Source organism: Candidatus Cloacimonadota bacterium (assembly GCA_011372345.1).
In the GTDB taxonomy this organism is placed as follows: Bacteria; Cloacimonadota; Cloacimonadia; order Cloacimonadales; family TCS61; genus DRTC01.
In genome coordinates this window covers 1-17,008 of record DRTC01000307.1, presented here as the reverse complement: position 1 = coordinate 17,008, position 17,008 = coordinate 1, and the positions used below count along the sequence as shown (strand labels likewise).

Here is a 17,008-nt window from a genome sequence, read left to right as displayed (position 1 = left end):
TCATTCATGCTTGTGAAAATAACATTTAACACCGAAAACACCTTATGGACACCGAAGCAAAATAATCAGTTAGAAATTCACTATCCAAAAACTTGACGAAAAATCAACTAAAAAAATCTTCTCCCGCAAGCGGGTGATTAGCTCAGTTGGTTAGAGTGCTACGTTGACATCGTAGAGGTCACTAGTTCAAATCTAGTATCACCCACCATTTTTTTGCCGCTGATCTTCGCGGATAAGACACGGATTTTTTTTCTGAATTTGAAATAATGTAGTCTTTTCGGTGTTTTCAGTGTTTTTCGGTGATTAATTGAATTTATTCCACTACAATCTCATCAGTAAAGATCCAACTTTTATCTCCGGCTCCGTTATGCCAATCAGGGCATTTTTTGATATTCTTACCTAAAATACGAATAAACCTGGTTTTCTTATTTTTCAGTTCAACAACAAATTCCTGGATGAAAGCATCACGATAATTTTCCGGGATTTCATTCTTTTTAGCTGAAACTACTTCATAATTTTTATCATCTTTGGAAATTGCGATTTCAATTGATTCCGGCAAAAAGATCCAGGATGATGTTTTTTCCAGAAATCGAGTTTTGATGAAATTAACTTCTGTCATTTCTCCCAAGTCGATTATCACCGAAAGATCATCCTCTTTAAATCCCTGCCAGTTTCCATCCCGATGATACAAACTTCCGTATAATCCGTTCACCAGACCATAATTTCCACCAGCATTGTATTTTTTATATTTGGTCTGATATTTGACTTTCTTACCAACGGCTTTGTGAATATTGAAATGTTTTTCTGCTAATCCTGATTTTTCTCCATTTTGGAAAACAGATGCTTTTAAAATACTGGTTTTGTTTATTGGTACAGGTTTGGAATAAAGAGTGGAATTCTCGTCAGGATCTGTTCCATCAAGCGTAAATCTGATCTCACTATTTTTATGTTCGGTTAGAATTTCTGCCGAAATTTTTCCATTTTTCATTTTTTGTGAAATCCGGAGATCGCTGACAATCTGCATCAAATCGAACCAGGCGGTTCCTTTCCCCAAAAGTTCGATGCGAGTGGTTGAGGTTTTATTTTCATTCAATGCCTTCAGTGTAAAAGAAAATTCTTTCCAGTAATCGGTTAATTCAAATATTTTTTCTTCTCCGCAGATCCTGATACTGAAACACAATTTTTTGTTTTTTTCTCTGATCTTAAAGAACTTTCTAAAAAGTTTAACCAGGAAAAATCTCTTTTTATCAGGAATAAATTCGGATTTTTTTGCCTTTGCCCAGATCGAAAAAGTGTAGGATTTTCCAACTTTATAATGATTTTGGTAAAACCGTAAATAAACTCCTTCGTTTTCGGTTGGCGTTGTTAATCTTAAGGAGTGATCTCCATGAAAGTAAATTCTCGAATCGATGAAAAAGGTTGCTCCCCGATCTTTTCTGCATTTTGCGTAACAACCGGCAGGAACTCCAACAGTTGCATTATCCTCGAAGCTTGGATTTATCGTCATATTCAAAGGGCTGATCTTATTTAAGGACGAAGCATCCGGTTCAATCTGGATTTGATAACATCTTGTTCCGTAAGCATCGATAAACTCGCTGATCTTTCCTTTTTTCATTTCAATTGATCTATTCTCAAAAAGCAATTTTGCATCTCCTGTAAATTCCATATCTTTGAGAGAAAATTCCATTTCTGCCGGTTCATTTTTTGTGTTGAGAGCAAGAATAACTATTTTGCTGCCTTTTTGCCAGGCATTTACTCTCAATGATGAATCCGAACATTCTATTTCCGGATTCGGTTCATTCGATAAGAGATAAGGAGTTAATTCAGCGATTTCCAAAGCCATTGTTCCGCATTCTGCCCAGGCAGATGTTGACTTTGGAAATGAATTCATTCCGTGCCTGACGAAATACTGGATACCAACCGCTTTATTGATGATCGCATGATAAGTTATCATTCGCAGTTCATTTTTGGTGGGTTCGCGTTTCCACCATTCTCCACCACCAAAGGCTTGCGGAACGATCCAGGAAGATTTTTCCATAAAATATTCATTACTTAAAAAATAAGCAGTTCGTCCCACATCGAGAATATTTCCGCTCGGAATCGGATAGGGATCTGCCATCGCAATATCAAATGCTTCCGCAAATGTACGCGATTTTTTAGGAGTCATAAAAACAACTGCCACAGGATGATACGGATCCATCTCTTTTATCAGGTCATAAGCTTTCTTAAGTTTTTCCACAGGCATTCCCTGACCAACCGGTTCGTCGCTGATGTACCATGACAACAAAGCAGGATGATCCTTAAAAGTTTCGATCTCTTTTCGCAGGAGTTTTTCCAGTTCAGGTTCCGATTTTTTTTGACGATCCGAACCTGCTCCTCCTCCTCCGGCAACACTGCAGAGATTATAATTCACTTTCATGCCCAGTTCTGCACAACGATCCATATATTTTTTCCGCTCTTTGAGAGTTTTTTTCTCGATCTGCTGGTATGGAGATATCATATTGAAACCTTTAACAACTTCTTCTTCCGCTAAAGTCGGCTGTACTGGAGAATAACAGTAAAAACCAAAGGGAATGAATGGAAGTCCGTCAACGATCATTCCTCCGGTCGCTTTATCGATCTTTACTTCATTTGATCTGGGTGGTAATCTCAAAACTGAAATTTCAATTTCTTCGGTTTTATTACTTCTTTTTAATTTAGATAAAATCTTATTTTTTCCAATATTCAGATTCTGTAAAGAAAACGGAACATAATTGATCCTTCCAGGATCTAAGGGAAAATCCCTAACTAACAAACTATCATTAAAAATTAGATCGATGGTGCTTTCTTTTTCTTTTTCAGGTAGATAAACAAGAATATTTGCTATTCTTTCAGTTGTATAATAATCAAATTGAGCAGTGATCTTCATTTCTTTTTCTCCTGCAAAAAGAGTTGTCATATTCATAAAAAAAATTAAAATTAATATTTGTCTCACCTTTTCTCCTATCTAAAAAGAATTCGAAATTAGATTTTTTCCTGTTTCAAATCAGTCAAGTTTAGTTTTTGAAAAAAAAATTAAAGACACATTTTCAAGATTTAAGTTTTTTGCACATAATTCTAAAAAATTTGAAGGGATATCAGATGCGAGCAATGATTCTGGCAGCCGGAATGGGAATCCGATTGGGAAAGATCACTTCCGAAATTCCTAAACCTTTGGTTCGGATCGGAGAAAATACTTGCATCATCGATACAATTGTACAAAAACTGAAATGTGTTGGGATTGACCGGATTGCTGTTAACCTGTTTTATCATGGCAAAAAGATCGAAGAATATTTATCGGAAAATTATCCTGAAACCCACTGGCGATTTTTTTATGAGAAAGAATTGCTCAATACGGGCGGTGGAATTGCTAATGCCGGAGAATTCCTGCAGCAGGATGATCAGGTCATCATCATAAATTCCGACATTCTCATTTTCTTTGATCTCGAAGAATACATTGAAATTCATCGGAAATCCGGAGCAATAGCGAGTTTATTGCTTGTTTCCGATAATCCTGAAAAAAACGCTGTTTATTTTGATCCACAAAAAGGATTAAGCGGATTTGCTGATTCAAAAGGTAGAATTTTGTATGAACTCGAAAAATATATTTCATCAAAGAACGAGAAAGGAACATTTACCGGAATTCATATTTTTGATAAAAAGTTTTTTAATTATCTGCACGAAGGAAAATACAGTATAATCGATGTTTATACAAATTTGATCAAACAGAAGAATAAAATAAATGTCATTCCTATCGGTCTCGATTATTGGAGTGATATTGGAACTCCCCAAAGGTTGAAGAAAGCACGAAAAATATATTCGGTTTTGAATTCGCTGGAATTTTCAAAAAAAATAAAGAAGGCAGAAAAAGTATTTGTAGGAGCTTCCAATAAAATTATTTTAAGAATAATCTGGGAAAATGATCTGACGGAAATTTTAATGCTCTCCGATGATATTATGGAATTAAATGCCTGGAGCAGTTTTTCGTCTTTTTTCAGGAAAAGTGAATTTAAAGTTCCGTCTGTTCTGAAACAAAGTGAAAATTGGCTTTTGATAGAAGATTCCGGTAGAAAATCTCTCTGTGATCTGGTGCAGGAATCTGGTTTGGAGCATCCTCATATCAAAAATATCTACCAAAAATCTATCGAGATGCTTATCAATTTATCAAAAATAGATGTGAATAAATTTCCGGTCAATGCCTGCTATCCGGTAAGATATTTTGATCTTGATAATATCAAATTCGATATTAATTTGTATAATGATTTTTATTTGAAGAAACATCTTTCGGAAGCAGAAGTAAATTTAATCGCAAATGAAATATACAAAGAATTGGATAAATCACCAAAATCGATCATGCACCGTGATTTTCAATCGACTAATCTTCTTATCAATAATGGAAAAATAAGTGTGATCGACCTTCAATCGATGCGAATCGGATATTCCATTTATGATGCTGCTTCGCTTTTGCTGGATTCGAATATTCCCTTCAATACCGAATTTATAGAAGAGTTCAGAGAAATCTATTTCCAGAAAATGTCGTATTCTTCTAAACATGAAAAACTTTTCTGGATCGCAACTTTCCTGCGCGTTATTCACGATCTGGGAATTTTCGCAAATATCGGAAAATCAAAACAATATTTTAAGAATAAAATCAAATCAGCAGAATTAAGGCTGGATTTTATCAAGCAGAAATGTGCCGAATTTTTGCAGAGTAGCACATTTTTGCAAAATGTGGATCTGAAAAAGTAAAACAAGATGCCGATCCTGACCATTTTTATCAAAATCCTATCTCCTTATTTTGCAGGAAATTAAAATAGGATTTCAGAGGAGACTTGGAGGTAAAATTGAATTCTAAACCCAAAAAAGAGATCGACAATAAAACGAATCCGATCGATTTTCTCTGGACCCAAAAAATTCCTTTGCGAGATGGACTTTCCCTGAATGCCACGATCTATAAACCAAAACAGGAAAAGCCGGTTCCTGCGATTTTCACACTCACTCCCTACATTGCTGATTCATATCATTCAAATGCAGTTTATTTTACTCAAAACGGATATGCTTTTGCTGCGATAGATTGCCGCGGTAGAGGAAATTCGGAAGGAACTTTCGAGCCGAATGCGGATGAAGGAAAAGACGGATACGACATTGTCGAATGGCTGACTGAACAATCATGGTGTGATGGTTCGGTTGCGATGTGGGGAGGTTCTTATTCAGGTTTCAATCAGTGGATGACCATTAAGGAATTTCCTCCTCATCTGAAAACGATTATTCCGGTCGCTTCCTCGCACATGGCTGTTGATTTTCCAATTTACAGGAATATTTTCTTTCCGTATATAATACAATGGTTGACCTGGACGAGTGGTCGAACTCTCAACACGAATCTCTTTAAAGATCAGAAATTCTGGAGAGAGAAGTTCCGAGAACTTTATTTGAACCATCTTCCTTTTAAAGAACTGGATCGAATAGTCGGAAATACATCGTCTTATTTCCAAACCTGGCTCAAGCATCCCTGTCCTGATAAATACTGGTCAACGCGAGCATTAACCTCCGAACAATATAAGAAGCTGAATATTCCGATTTTAACGATCACCGGTCATTATGATGCGGATCAACCGGGAGCAATGCAGTATTACAAAATGCACAAAAAATATTCCTCTTTAGAAAATTTCAATCACTATTTGATCATCGGTCCCTGGGATCATGCCGGAACCAGAAATCCCGAAAAAAAATTTGGCGGATTGGAATTTGGAGAAAACAGCTTGCTGGATATGAAAAAACTCAACAAAGAATGGTATGACTGGATTTTAAAAAATGGAAAGAAACCAAAATTTCTTAAAGATAAAGTTTGTTATTATTTAATGGAAGCAGATGAATGGAAATTTGCGATAAATCTCGATTCTATTTCAAACCAGACAAAACGACTCTACCTGAATTCCAATGAAGAGAAAGCAAACAGTTTTGAACAGCCGGGAGTATTATCGGAAATCTTTCCGGAAAATTCACAACCGGACAAATATATTTATGATCCTCTCGATGTGCGACCTGCTGAACTGGAAACAGAAGATCGAGATAACTATCTGACTGATCAGAAATTTATTAAAGATCTTTTTGGTAATGGTTTGATCTATCAAACTCTACCATTTGAAGAGAATACTGAAATCACAGGATATGTAAAATTTTCAACCTGGATTTCTCTCAATGTTCCTGATACTGATTTTGAAGTAACTCTTTTTGAGATCTTGCCGGATGGATCGAGTATTTTCCTGACCCAGGATTTTATGCGTGCCCGATATCGCGAATCATTAAAGCAGGAAAAACTGATAATTCCGGGAGAGATAAATAGATATGAATTCGCAGGATTTACTTTTTTTTCCCGATTGATCAGGAAGAACAGTCGTCTGCGTCTTTTGATCAAATCTCCTAACTCAATTTATATCCAGAAAAACTACAATAGCGGAGGAGTGGTTGCGGAAGAATCCGGGAAGGATGCACGAACTGCTCTTATAACTCTTTATCATGATGCGGAATATCAGAGTTATTTAGACATTCCGGTTGTGGTCTAGCATCACGGAACTTTGTTCCGTTTGTTATATTGAATCTCCGAGTCAATATCTTCAATCCAATAAAAACAGAATGGAGCTACTTCGTTACAAAGATTCGGAAACTCGTGTTACCGCATTAAAATCATCTTTTTCGCTTTCTCATAATTACCGGATTTCAGTTTGTAGAAATAAATACCGGAATTTACTGATTTTCCTTTGTCGTCTTTTCCGTTCCAAGTTATGGAATAAAGCGACTGTGTCGCTTTTGCATTAACATGGTTAATGCACTCCAAATTTTCAAAAGTTCTTACCTTCTGTCCTTTTACATTATAAATCAAAATCTCGGTGTTTTCCGCGGTGTTCCCGGTGGTGAACTGAATCGTAGTTGTTGTGCTAAATGGATTTGGATAGTTTTTTCCCAGATAAAATTCCGTTTGATTGATTACATCATCAGAACTAATCATTGAACTTTGAGATGCAACAATTCCTTTAATACAGAAATTCACATCATAAGAATCCGGAAGTGGCATCCAGCTCGATGTATAAATATAAGCACCATTTCCTGCGATCATTGGACCTTCATCATGAAAAGCGGCGGAGACATTCCCGGAAAGAGAATAGATTCTGTAACCGATAAAATATTCCGCATTCACATCTACTGTAAAAAGATCATCAAAAACAACATCGAGCCATTCTCCTTCGGTGAAATCCATTATCTGCTGCTCATAAACTAAATTCTCGTTCTTCCAGATTTGAGCATATAATTCACCTTCTTCAGGATCGAAGGGAGCAATGAACTCGACTCGTGAGAAAATATCATCTTCATGACCAAGCAAATCTCCTCCCGAAATACGGATGGCACAACTCATAAATTGGAACAACTGCAATTGTCCGCTCGCTTCTCCGGCAAAATTGAAAGTAAAATCGTAGGAATATTCTTCCAAATGAAAATCGATATTCTGATTTTCTGCGGTGATCGTTATCTCTTGCTGATCGAAATAATTCCCGTTTAAACTTGCAGTGGCAGTATAATCTCCCGGTAATAATCCGGGAATAGAAAAATCTCCATTCTCATCCGCAACTCCCGAATTGACTAATTCATCATTCTGATAAATATTGATGTGCGAATTTTCAGTATTAACATCAGCAGAAACTGTTCCGTTAATTGTTGTGTAATCATCCATCTCGATGATCAGAATATAATTGTCTTCATCTAATAGAACATCTTCCTGATAATGGAAATATCCGCCTTCTTCTAATTCAATTGTCGCAGTAACAGTATAAATTCCCGGAAACAAAATTGGAATTTGGAAACCACCAGATTCATCTTCGAGATAAACTTCGTGATATCTTGGTCCATCAAAAGTGATAATAGTTTCTTCCAAAGGGGCACTTTCACAAACAACTGCTCCGGAAACGGTGAAAGGAACAGTTCCACCTTCGATATTGATTACCGCTTCACATAAATCAGTAAAACCACCGGGAATATTTTCCGGTAAAGAATACCAGCCATCAGAACTTCCTCCCCAACCCATATTCAGATGAAATGTATTATCATTTCCATTATAGCCATCACAGAGAAACGAATGACCGTAATATGGACCGGACATAGCAGCTATGTTAACCGGACGTGCTTGAATCATATCGTTTTGAAGAGTTGTATAAAAATTAGTATTAATTTCCTCTGTAAAAATAGCAGAATCATAATTAAACTTTTCCAAAAATGCCTGTGCTACAATATCTAAATAATCAATGGAAGAAGCAGATGAAGAATATCTCATTTCCAGCGGAATGCCGGATGCAAAATTCAGAGCTGCGATCATATCTTCAGTTGGCAAATCATAATTCTCATAAACTATCTTCAGTTCATCGAGGTATGGATTTAATTGGGGAAAAGATGGAAAGTCATAAAGTTGAAAGTCATCATCGATATAAATGTATGGATAAGTATTGGTCGAAACATAATCATCACTATCATCAAAACTAACATCACCGATATACTTATGATAATGTAAGATTTGTGCTAATGCTGTTGCTCCGCACCCGACAATACTTCTCTGCATATTTTCAGGATCGAGCGGGCAGAAATTATAATATGGTTCTCCTTGGTGCCATTGTGTATCGATCCAACCTTCTGTGGGACTATAACCTTCAGGAGGATAGATATTATTCCTGTTCTGTGTTTGTTCATAAGTTCTATTCAGGTATTGCTCCCACAAGATTCGATTTGATTGTTTCAGGTTTTCATCAGTAAGAGGAATTGCTTCCAATCTTAATTTCATATCCTGTTTCAAATATTGATATCCTGTATTTTGCGGAATATCCAAATCGCTGAAATTGTTGAGAAAGGAATATCCAATCACCGGGTAAATATCTGTATTGGAAGATACAGCGATGAATCCTTTTGGATTTAACTGGAAAATGTAAGATAGAGTTTTTCCGTTTTCATCTTTCATTTCAAAAAAGTCAGCAATTCCCAAATCGGTTTTTTTATGAATAATCAGATGATGTTCTGCAACTTGTTGTGCCTGTTCATATCCAACAATTACTGCTGAAAGAATATGTACAAAAAATAATAAAATCAGAAAAATTATTATCCTTTTCATGGTATCTCCTTGATTAAATAAACCTTCAAGGTTAATCGAACTTAAGTTCGCAAAACCTTGAAGGTTTTTAAGTTGATTATCTCATTATTAACATTCTCTTTGTTTTCTCTCGTTCACCTGATTTCAATTTGTAGAAATACACTCCGGACTGAACTGGTTTGTTGTTATCGTCTTTTCCATTCCAGGTTATAGAGTAAAGCGACTGTGTCGATTTTGCATTTACATGGTTAATGCATTCCAAATTTTCAAAAGTTTTCACCTTCTGACCTTTTACATTATAGATTCCAATCTCGAGATTCTCCGTATGCTCTGTGGTTGAAAAAGAAATTGTGGTTGAAGAATGGAAAGGATTCGGATAATTTGACAATTGAATTTTTTCTTTAGAATATTGAATATTTTCATCATCGACTCCAATAGAATCTGGTTCAAATTCATACGCTCCCATATCGATGAAAACAAAACCATCTCCTCTGCCATCCACAATTCTATCATTGCCGATGATATCATAAAGTGGTAGATTTAATCCAGTTGCATCTCCCGCATCGATGCAGGGAGAATATTCCAGCAACGACAATGGATGATCGCCTGTTCCAACAAATAGCGGATCTTCAGAGATATTGAAAAATTCATCGCAAGGTGTTCCATATTGATTAACATAAGAATAATCACCCAATCCTGGTTGAACATTTCCTCCAAAGTCATTTCCTCCATTATAGAAATCACAATATTGGATATCCACATTTCCGGGTTGATCAAAGTAAATTCCGGCTCCTTCAACTGCTTCATTTCCTTCCATTATTGTATTGATCATAGTAATGTTCGAATTATTGATCTTTAATCCACCTCCAATTTCGTTAGTTGTATTTCCTGATATTATGCAATTAATAAAAACAGGACAACTATTTAAACACATATATATACCACCGGCAGAGTCATCCGCATGATTATCCATAATGATATTATTTATGAAGGTTGGTGAACTGCTGTTCAACGTTATTCCCCCAGCTCCATTAGATAAAGTGCCTAAATCAGTATTGGCTCTTATAATATTACCTTCTACATATGCATCGCTATCGAAAGCAAAAGCAAGACCTCCGATCTCTATAATTCCAAAATTATTAGTAATCACATTATTAATGATTCTTGGATTTGAATCATTCATACAATGCAAACCTCCAATATGATCTGCACTATTATTAGTAATAATATTACTGATGATTGAAGGAGATGAACTATCGACAAAAATCCCACCTCCCACAGTTCCAATACCGGGGACATCATTTCCCAAACCTTCTGTAAGAGTAAAACCGGTTAGCACTGATGTCGTGTCTTCATAAGACATAAACGTAACAACAGAGCCATAATCCGTATTGATTGGTTGGCTACCGTTAATGATCGTGTTTTCGATATGAGATTCATCACCATCGATGAGAAAATTACTCGCTACTGTAATCAGCTTACCAGTAAAATTGATATTTTCAAAATAAGTTCCCTCTGCTACTAATACTGTATTGCCATTAACAGCAGCATCGATTCCGGCTTGGATGGTTTGACATTCTTCCGGTACATCGATATACATACCATATCCAGGAAATTCATAAGCTCCCATATCGATGAAGGCAAATCCGTCTCCTCTGCCATCCGTTATTCGATCATTACCAATTATATCGAATGGCGGCAGATTCAATCCAGTTGTATCTTGAATGCCGGAATCGATGCAGGGAGAAAGAAACGATAATGAAAACGGATCTTCAATGTTTCCGGTAAATAGAGGATCTTCAAAGATATTAACAAAAACATCACAGGGTGTTCCATACTGGTTATATCCTGTAATGACACCCAGTCCGGGTGGAACATTACCAGTAAAATCATTTTGATTATCATGGAAATCACAATATTGAATGTTAACATTATGCTGACCGTCAAAATTGATACCTTCACCCTCATTTCCTGTGATTATTGTATTTGTTAGATCAAGAGTGGAGTTATCGAACAAATATATTCCATCTCCTGCTGTAGCAGAATTTCCACTTATCACACAATTAGTTATCTCTGCTTCTGAATCCTGAACCAGGATGCCACCGACAGATCCACCAGCACTATTCCCATAGATAAGACAATTTTGAATTGTAGTTGTACCACCACTAGCAATTGCTAAACCACTAATATCTGTTCCTGCTGTATTGTAACTTATGATATTGTTGATTAATACCGGACTCGAATCCCAAGCACTGATTCCTGCACCCTGTTGATTTGCAGAATTTCCGCTGATAATATTATTTATTAATGTAGGAGAAGAATAAACAATATTAACACCTCCACTATTAATGAAAGAAGTATTATTAGAAATGATGTTCCCTTCCAAGTAGGCATTACAATTTTCATAAATATTAATTCCACCACCATAATCAGCAGTATTATTAGTGGTAATATTAGAGATTATTTTGGGAGATGAATTGTCGCAAATAATTCCACCACCTACTCTTGTATTGGATGATGTTCGATAAAAACCTGTGCCTTCTGTAAGAGTAAAACCTGTTATCACTGATGTAGTATCTTCATAAGACATGAATGTGACAACAGAACCAAAATCAGGATTAATTGGTGTGCTGCCGTTAATGATCGTATTTTCGATATGAGATTCATCAGCATCGATCAGGAAATTACTCGCTACTGTAATCGCCTTTCCTAAAAAATTGATATTTTCATCATAAATTCCATCTGCTACCAATACAGTATCTGTATCGGCTGCAGCGTCGATCCCTTGCTGGATTGTTGGATAATCATCCGGAACATCGATGATCATCGAACAAAGCATCGTTGAGAATGCTAACAAAACTACGATTAAATAAATAGACTTCATGAGTCCTCCTTTTTTTTAGCACAAAGACACGAAGACATCAAGAAAAAAAAGATTAATTCCTTCCAGACTCTCTGTGTCTTTATGTTTTATTTTTTTCATAATTCACAACCTCTATCGGAATTATATTAGCAGATTGTATGCCAAATAGTCTTTCAACCGATGTTTGTGGGTTAACTGTATATTTTTAAAATGATTACGGGTTTGGTAGTGTTGGATAAAAATCCTTCAATTAATTTTGAATCTGAAAGAATCTTTCAATTATTGAAAGAAACTTTCAGATTTATGATTAAACTAATCCTGCTGTCCTTCTCTTTTTGAAGAAAATTTGAAAGTTATTCCAAAAAGAAGGAACATAAGAAAAACAATAAGAAATTTAAAAAGGAAAAATGGATTTTTTTCCTTTTAGTTCCCTCTCTTTTCAAGAGAGGGTTAGGGCGAGTTAAAACTTTAATAATTGACATTCTATGCTAACAATGAATATTCGGGACTGAACATTTTATCGGAAGGAATAAATTTTTCAAATAAGAGGAATAATATGAGTTGGAAACAACCAATAAAAAAAGAATTAATAGGCAAAGGCACATTCGGAGAAGTCTTTAAAGTCACAAATCAAGCAGGAGAGATCGGAGCCCTAAAAGTTATCAACCGGGAATTCCACAATTTTTGTTTTTTATTCAGGAGTGCCTTCGAAACAGCAAAGAAGATCGATGATATTAATTGCTGCAAAATGTATGAATGGATTTCCGATGATGAAGTAAGCTGGGTAATGGAATACATCGAGGGAAAAGCGATCTCATCTCTGAAATTCATAGATATTCAGTCTCTCGATAATATTCTTAAAATAATGATCCAGGTTTGTAACGGACTGATCGCTCTGCACAGCCGGAATATCATTCACCGCGATCTGAAGCCGGAAAATATTTTGATCAATTCAGATGGAGTTATAAAGATCACCGATTTCGATTTCATCAAAAGCGGATTTTCGGAAAAGCAAAAAGGACAATTTCTGGGCACTCCCGAATATTCATCTCCCGAACATTTCATCGCATCTTACAAACTCGATACGAGAAGCGATCTTTATGCTCTCGGAGTTATCCTTTATGAACTGCTTACCGGAATATTACCTTTTAGCGGAAAAACTGCCAAAGAAATTGGAGATCAACATCGTCTAAAACCACTGATCCTTCCCACAAAAATAAATCCTGAAATTCCCCAAAATGTTGAAAATATAATTATCGGATTATTGGAAAAAGATGCTAATGACCGTTATCAGAATGCTCATTCTATTGCTGGGGATTTGTTGAAAGAAATAAAAGACAAAAAGGGGATCAAGCTAAAATCAGATGTTTCCTATCTGCTCAAACCAAAGTTCGTGAATCGCACAACACCGCTGAAAGCTCTCAATAATTTATCTGATCAACTCAAAGATAAAAATGGAAATATCGTGCTGATTCACGGAGAATCGGGGATCGGCAAATCGAAACTTGTGCAGCAGTTTTATTATCATCTGCAATTGGCTGAAATCGAGTTTTATCAATCTATCTGCAAAACAGTGGAATCCTCTTTTAATCCGTTACATAAGATTTTTGAAGAGATTATTTCTAATAAATCCGAAACTGAAAAGCAGAAATATTTCGGAGAGTTTGGTTGGGATTTAGTAAAATATGGAATTTTATCTGAACAAGATTGGATGAAGAAGATCAAAAAACCAATCGAGTTGTCCGGTCAAAATGCAGAATTCAGACTTTTCGGTGCGATCACTGATTTCCTGAAAAAAGCAGCCAGCAAACCACTGGTGATTTGTATCGATGATCTGCATTGGGCTGATGAACAAATATTGAAATGGCTGCAATATGCAGAACGAAATTTGAAAGGATTTCCGGTTCTTTTCATCGGGCTTCATCGCAGTGAAATGTTGTTTGAAGATTCCGCCTTATTCAAGATCGAAAATCTCATCCAGATCAAAGTTAAAAACCTGAAAGAGATCGATGTTTCCGAAATGATAAAATCGATGTTGGGTAAAAAGAGAAAGAACAGAGAGATGAACAATTTCATCGAGAATATTGTTTCTCATACAAACGGCAATCCGCTCTTCATCCGAGAGATGCTGTATTTTCTGAATGAAAAAGGAAAGATATCGATCAGCGATAACAAATGGAATTTTCCTCCCAAAATAGAAATTGAAACCTTACCGGAAAATATCCAAAATGTGATCAGCGAAAGATTGGAAGAATTGAGTTTTGAATCTTTGAGAACTTTGCAGATCGCTGCTATCATTGGTAAGAAATTCAGCTTTGAGATGCTGCTTCATCTAACTAAAAAGAAAGAAAACGAATTATTGGAAGACCTGATCGATTGCCGGGAAGTTTCTTTGCTGGAAGAATCCGGGAATGATTTTGTTTTTATTCACGATAAGATCCGGGAAGTTCTGGAAAGCGAGATGATGGGAAAGAATTTTATATTTTGGAAAGAACTGCATCAAAGAGCAGGAGAATACCTCGAAGAAAAATATTCCTCGAATCCAGATGAAGTTCTGGATGAACTGGCTGATCATTTTTATAAAGCTGAACATTCCGAGAAATCGATTAAATATCTTGAACTGGTTGGAGATAGAGCACGAAAGAATTTTCAGAATGATAAATCTCTCGATTATTATGAAAAACTTCTGAAAGATCTTCATACACAATCCAAAAGAATAAACGAGAAAGATAAAAATTACGATCAGCTTCAAAAAAGAATTAATAAAGTACACAATAATAAAGGGATATCATATAGACAAATCGGACGAATAAAAGAAGCACAATCTGAATTTACATCTGCGTTCAAAATTGCTAAACGAATTCGTGATAAAGTGGGCATACAGCAAGCAAACCATGAAATCGGTTGGTGTTACTATTGGAAGGGAGACAACAATAACGCTTTGCAGTATTTTGAAAAAGGTATGAAGTTAGCGGAAGAATTAAATCAAAAAAAAGAGTCCGCTTACGCATTTGCATCAATCGGTAATATTTATGGAAAAAGAGGAGACTATGGAAATGATCTGGTATATCAGAAGAGAAGTTTGAAAATTTGCCAGGAAATAGATGATCCATGGGGAATCTCGGGTGCATATTCAAATATTGGGGTAGCTTACTTGCATTTAGGAGAGCATGAAAAATCGATCAGGTATTTAAAGAAATCGGTAAAGGTCGCCGAAGAATTTGATTTCAAATGGCAAGTTTCAACCAGTCTTGTAAATATGGGATATACTTTTTGTGATAAAGGTGACTTTGATAAATCTATCCAGCATTATAAGAAGTCTATTAAGATAGCGGAAGATATTGGAGCCAAACGTTTGATTTCAATACTGTTTACAAATATCGGTTATACTTACATTCTTAAAAGAGAATATGATAAAGCAATAGAATGTTACGATAAAGCAATTGTATTAAAAAAAGAATTAGATATGCATACTTCTTTGCTGGATGCATTGAATTCAAAAGCAGATATTTTATGTAAATTACAAAAATACCGTGAAGCGAAAAAAATAAACGAAGATGCACTGGAACTGGCAAAAAAAATCAAGAACAAAGATGGAGAATATGACTATAAAGTTCTTAATGCGAAGATCTCATTTCATCTATCAAAAAAAGAAAAACTTAAGATCGAGAAAGGCATTATTCCATTAGAAAAGTTGTTGAAACAGGAAAAAGATGAATCTCGAATTGCCGAACTCAGTTATGAAACATGGAAGATGAAGAAAGAACTTGCATCGGAGATTGTGGAGAATACAGAAAAAAATAGAAAAACAGCATTGAGACTTTACCGTAAATTTTATAAGAAAAAACCGGGAATTTATTATAAACTAAAGATTGAAGAATTGGAGAAAATATGAGCTGGAAAACATTAACCAAAAAAGAATTAATCGGCAAAGGTTCATTCGGAGAAGTCTATAAAGTAACTAATCAAGCAGGAAAGATCGGAGCCTTAAAAGTTATCAGTCCGGAATTCCACGATCTGCGTTTTTTATTCAGAAGTGCCTTTGAAACTGCCAGAAAGATCGATGATATTAATTGCTGCAAAATGTATGAATGGATTTCCGACAGAGAAGTAAGTTGGACGATGGAATATATCGAGGGAAAAGCGATCTCATCTTTGAAATTCAATGATGATACTTCACTCGATCAAATCCTTAAAATTATCATCCAGGTTTGTAACGGATTGATAGCTCTGCACAGCAGGAACATCATTCACCGCGATTTGAAACCGGAAAATATTCTGATCGATGCAGATGGAGTTGTGAAGATCACCGATTTCGATTTCATCAAAACCGGATTTTCGGAAAAGAAAACAGGACAATTTATCGGAACTCCTGAATATTCCTCTCCCGAACATTTCATTGCTTCTTATGAATTGGATACGAGAAGCGATCTTTATTCTCTCGGAGTTATATTGTATGAACTGCTGACAGGAAAACTGCCTTTTAATGGAAAAACTGCTAAAGAAATTGGGGATTTACATCGTTTGAAACCGCTTGTTCTTCCTACTAAAATAAATCCAAATATTCCCAAAAATGTAGAGAAGATTGTGATCGATTTATTGGAAAAAGACGCAAATGATCGTTATCAGAATGCTCATTCAGTCGCTGCGGATCTTTGGAAAGAACTGAAAAGCAAAAAAGGAATAAAACTCAAATCGGATGTTTCCTACCTGCTCAAACCGAAATTCGTGAATCGGACAACACCCTTAAAAACTTTGAACAAATTATCCGATGAATTAAAAGATAAGAATGGAAATATCGTTCTTATTCTCGGTGAATCGGGTATTGGTAAATCCAAACTTATACAGCAATTCTATTATCATCTGCAATTACACAACATCGGATTTTATCAATCGATCTGCAAGACTGTGGAATCTGCTTTTAATCCGCTACGCAAGATTTTTGAAGCGATTATTTCTGAAAAAACTGATTCGGAAAAACTTAAATGTTTTGGTGAATT

General features: G+C 35.7%; 7 protein-coding genes and 1 tRNA gene. 5 read left to right on the top strand and 3 right to left on the bottom strand.

The window, feature by feature from the left end:
- Positions 1 to 131 precede the first annotated feature (131 nt).
- A tRNA-Val gene (locus tag ENL20_06010) sits at positions 132 to 208 on the top strand.
- Positions 209 to 313: 105 nt separating this feature from the next.
- Here the strand turns inward: ENL20_06010 and ENL20_06005 are convergent.
- A complete protein-coding gene (locus tag ENL20_06005; GenBank protein HHE38109.1) occupies positions 314 to 2,974 on the bottom strand; it encodes a hypothetical protein in 2,661 nt (886 codons plus the stop codon).
- A 146-nt stretch (positions 2,975 to 3,120) separates the two neighbouring features.
- Here ENL20_06005 and ENL20_06000 point away from each other — a divergent pair, with 146 nt between their 5' ends.
- Positions 3,121 to 4,767, top strand: coding sequence for a hypothetical protein (locus ENL20_06000; GenBank protein HHE38108.1), 1,647 nt, complete (start codon positions 3,121 to 3,123; stop codon positions 4,765 to 4,767).
- 83 nt (positions 4,768 to 4,850) lie between these two features.
- Positions 4,851 to 6,581 carry a CocE/NonD family hydrolase gene (locus ENL20_05995; protein ID HHE38107.1) on the top strand — a complete coding sequence of 577 codons (1,731 nt, stop codon included), beginning with the start codon at positions 4,851 to 4,853 and terminating at the stop codon, positions 6,579 to 6,581.
- A 107-nt stretch (positions 6,582 to 6,688) separates the two neighbouring features.
- On the opposite strand, the gene ENL20_05990 is transcribed toward ENL20_05995, so the two are convergent.
- The gene (locus ENL20_05990; GenBank protein HHE38106.1) at positions 6,689 to 9,166 is read right to left on the bottom strand and encodes a T9SS type A sorting domain-containing protein; all 2,478 of its coding nucleotides are present in this window, start codon (positions 9,164 to 9,166) and stop codon (positions 6,689 to 6,691) included.
- A 76-nt stretch (positions 9,167 to 9,242) separates the two neighbouring features.
- On the bottom strand, positions 9,243 to 12,029 hold the full coding sequence (locus tag ENL20_05985; GenBank protein HHE38105.1) for a T9SS type A sorting domain-containing protein: 2,787 nt from the start codon (positions 12,027 to 12,029) through the stop codon (positions 9,243 to 9,245).
- 535 nt (positions 12,030 to 12,564) lie between these two features.
- Here ENL20_05985 and ENL20_05980 point away from each other — a divergent pair.
- Both ENL20_05980 and ENL20_05975 read left to right on the top strand, forming a co-directional pair.
- Complete coding sequence (locus tag ENL20_05980; GenBank protein ID HHE38104.1) at positions 12,565 to 15,903, top strand: tetratricopeptide repeat protein; 3,339 nt, start codon at positions 12,565 to 12,567, stop codon at positions 15,901 to 15,903.
- On the top strand, positions 15,900 to 17,008 hold a 1,109-nt coding region (locus ENL20_05975), incomplete at its 3' end, for a serine/threonine protein kinase (protein ID HHE38103.1). The genes ENL20_05980 and ENL20_05975, both read left to right, overlap by 4 nt.

Excerpts from the sequence above, each read along its gene's own strand:
- ENL20_06000 (HHE38108.1), top strand. The coding sequence starts at position 3,121 with ATGCGAGCAATGATTCTGGCAGCCGGAATGGGAATCCGATTGGGAAAG.
- ENL20_05990 (HHE38106.1), bottom strand. The coding sequence starts at position 9,166 with ATGAAAAGGATAATAATTTTTCTGATTTTATTATTTTTTGTACATATT.
- ENL20_05985 (HHE38105.1), bottom strand. The coding sequence starts at position 12,029 with ATGAAGTCTATTTATTTAATCGTAGTTTTGTTAGCATTCTCAACGATG.
- ENL20_05980 (HHE38104.1), top strand. The coding sequence starts at position 12,565 with ATGAGTTGGAAACAACCAATAAAAAAAGAATTAATAGGCAAAGGCACA.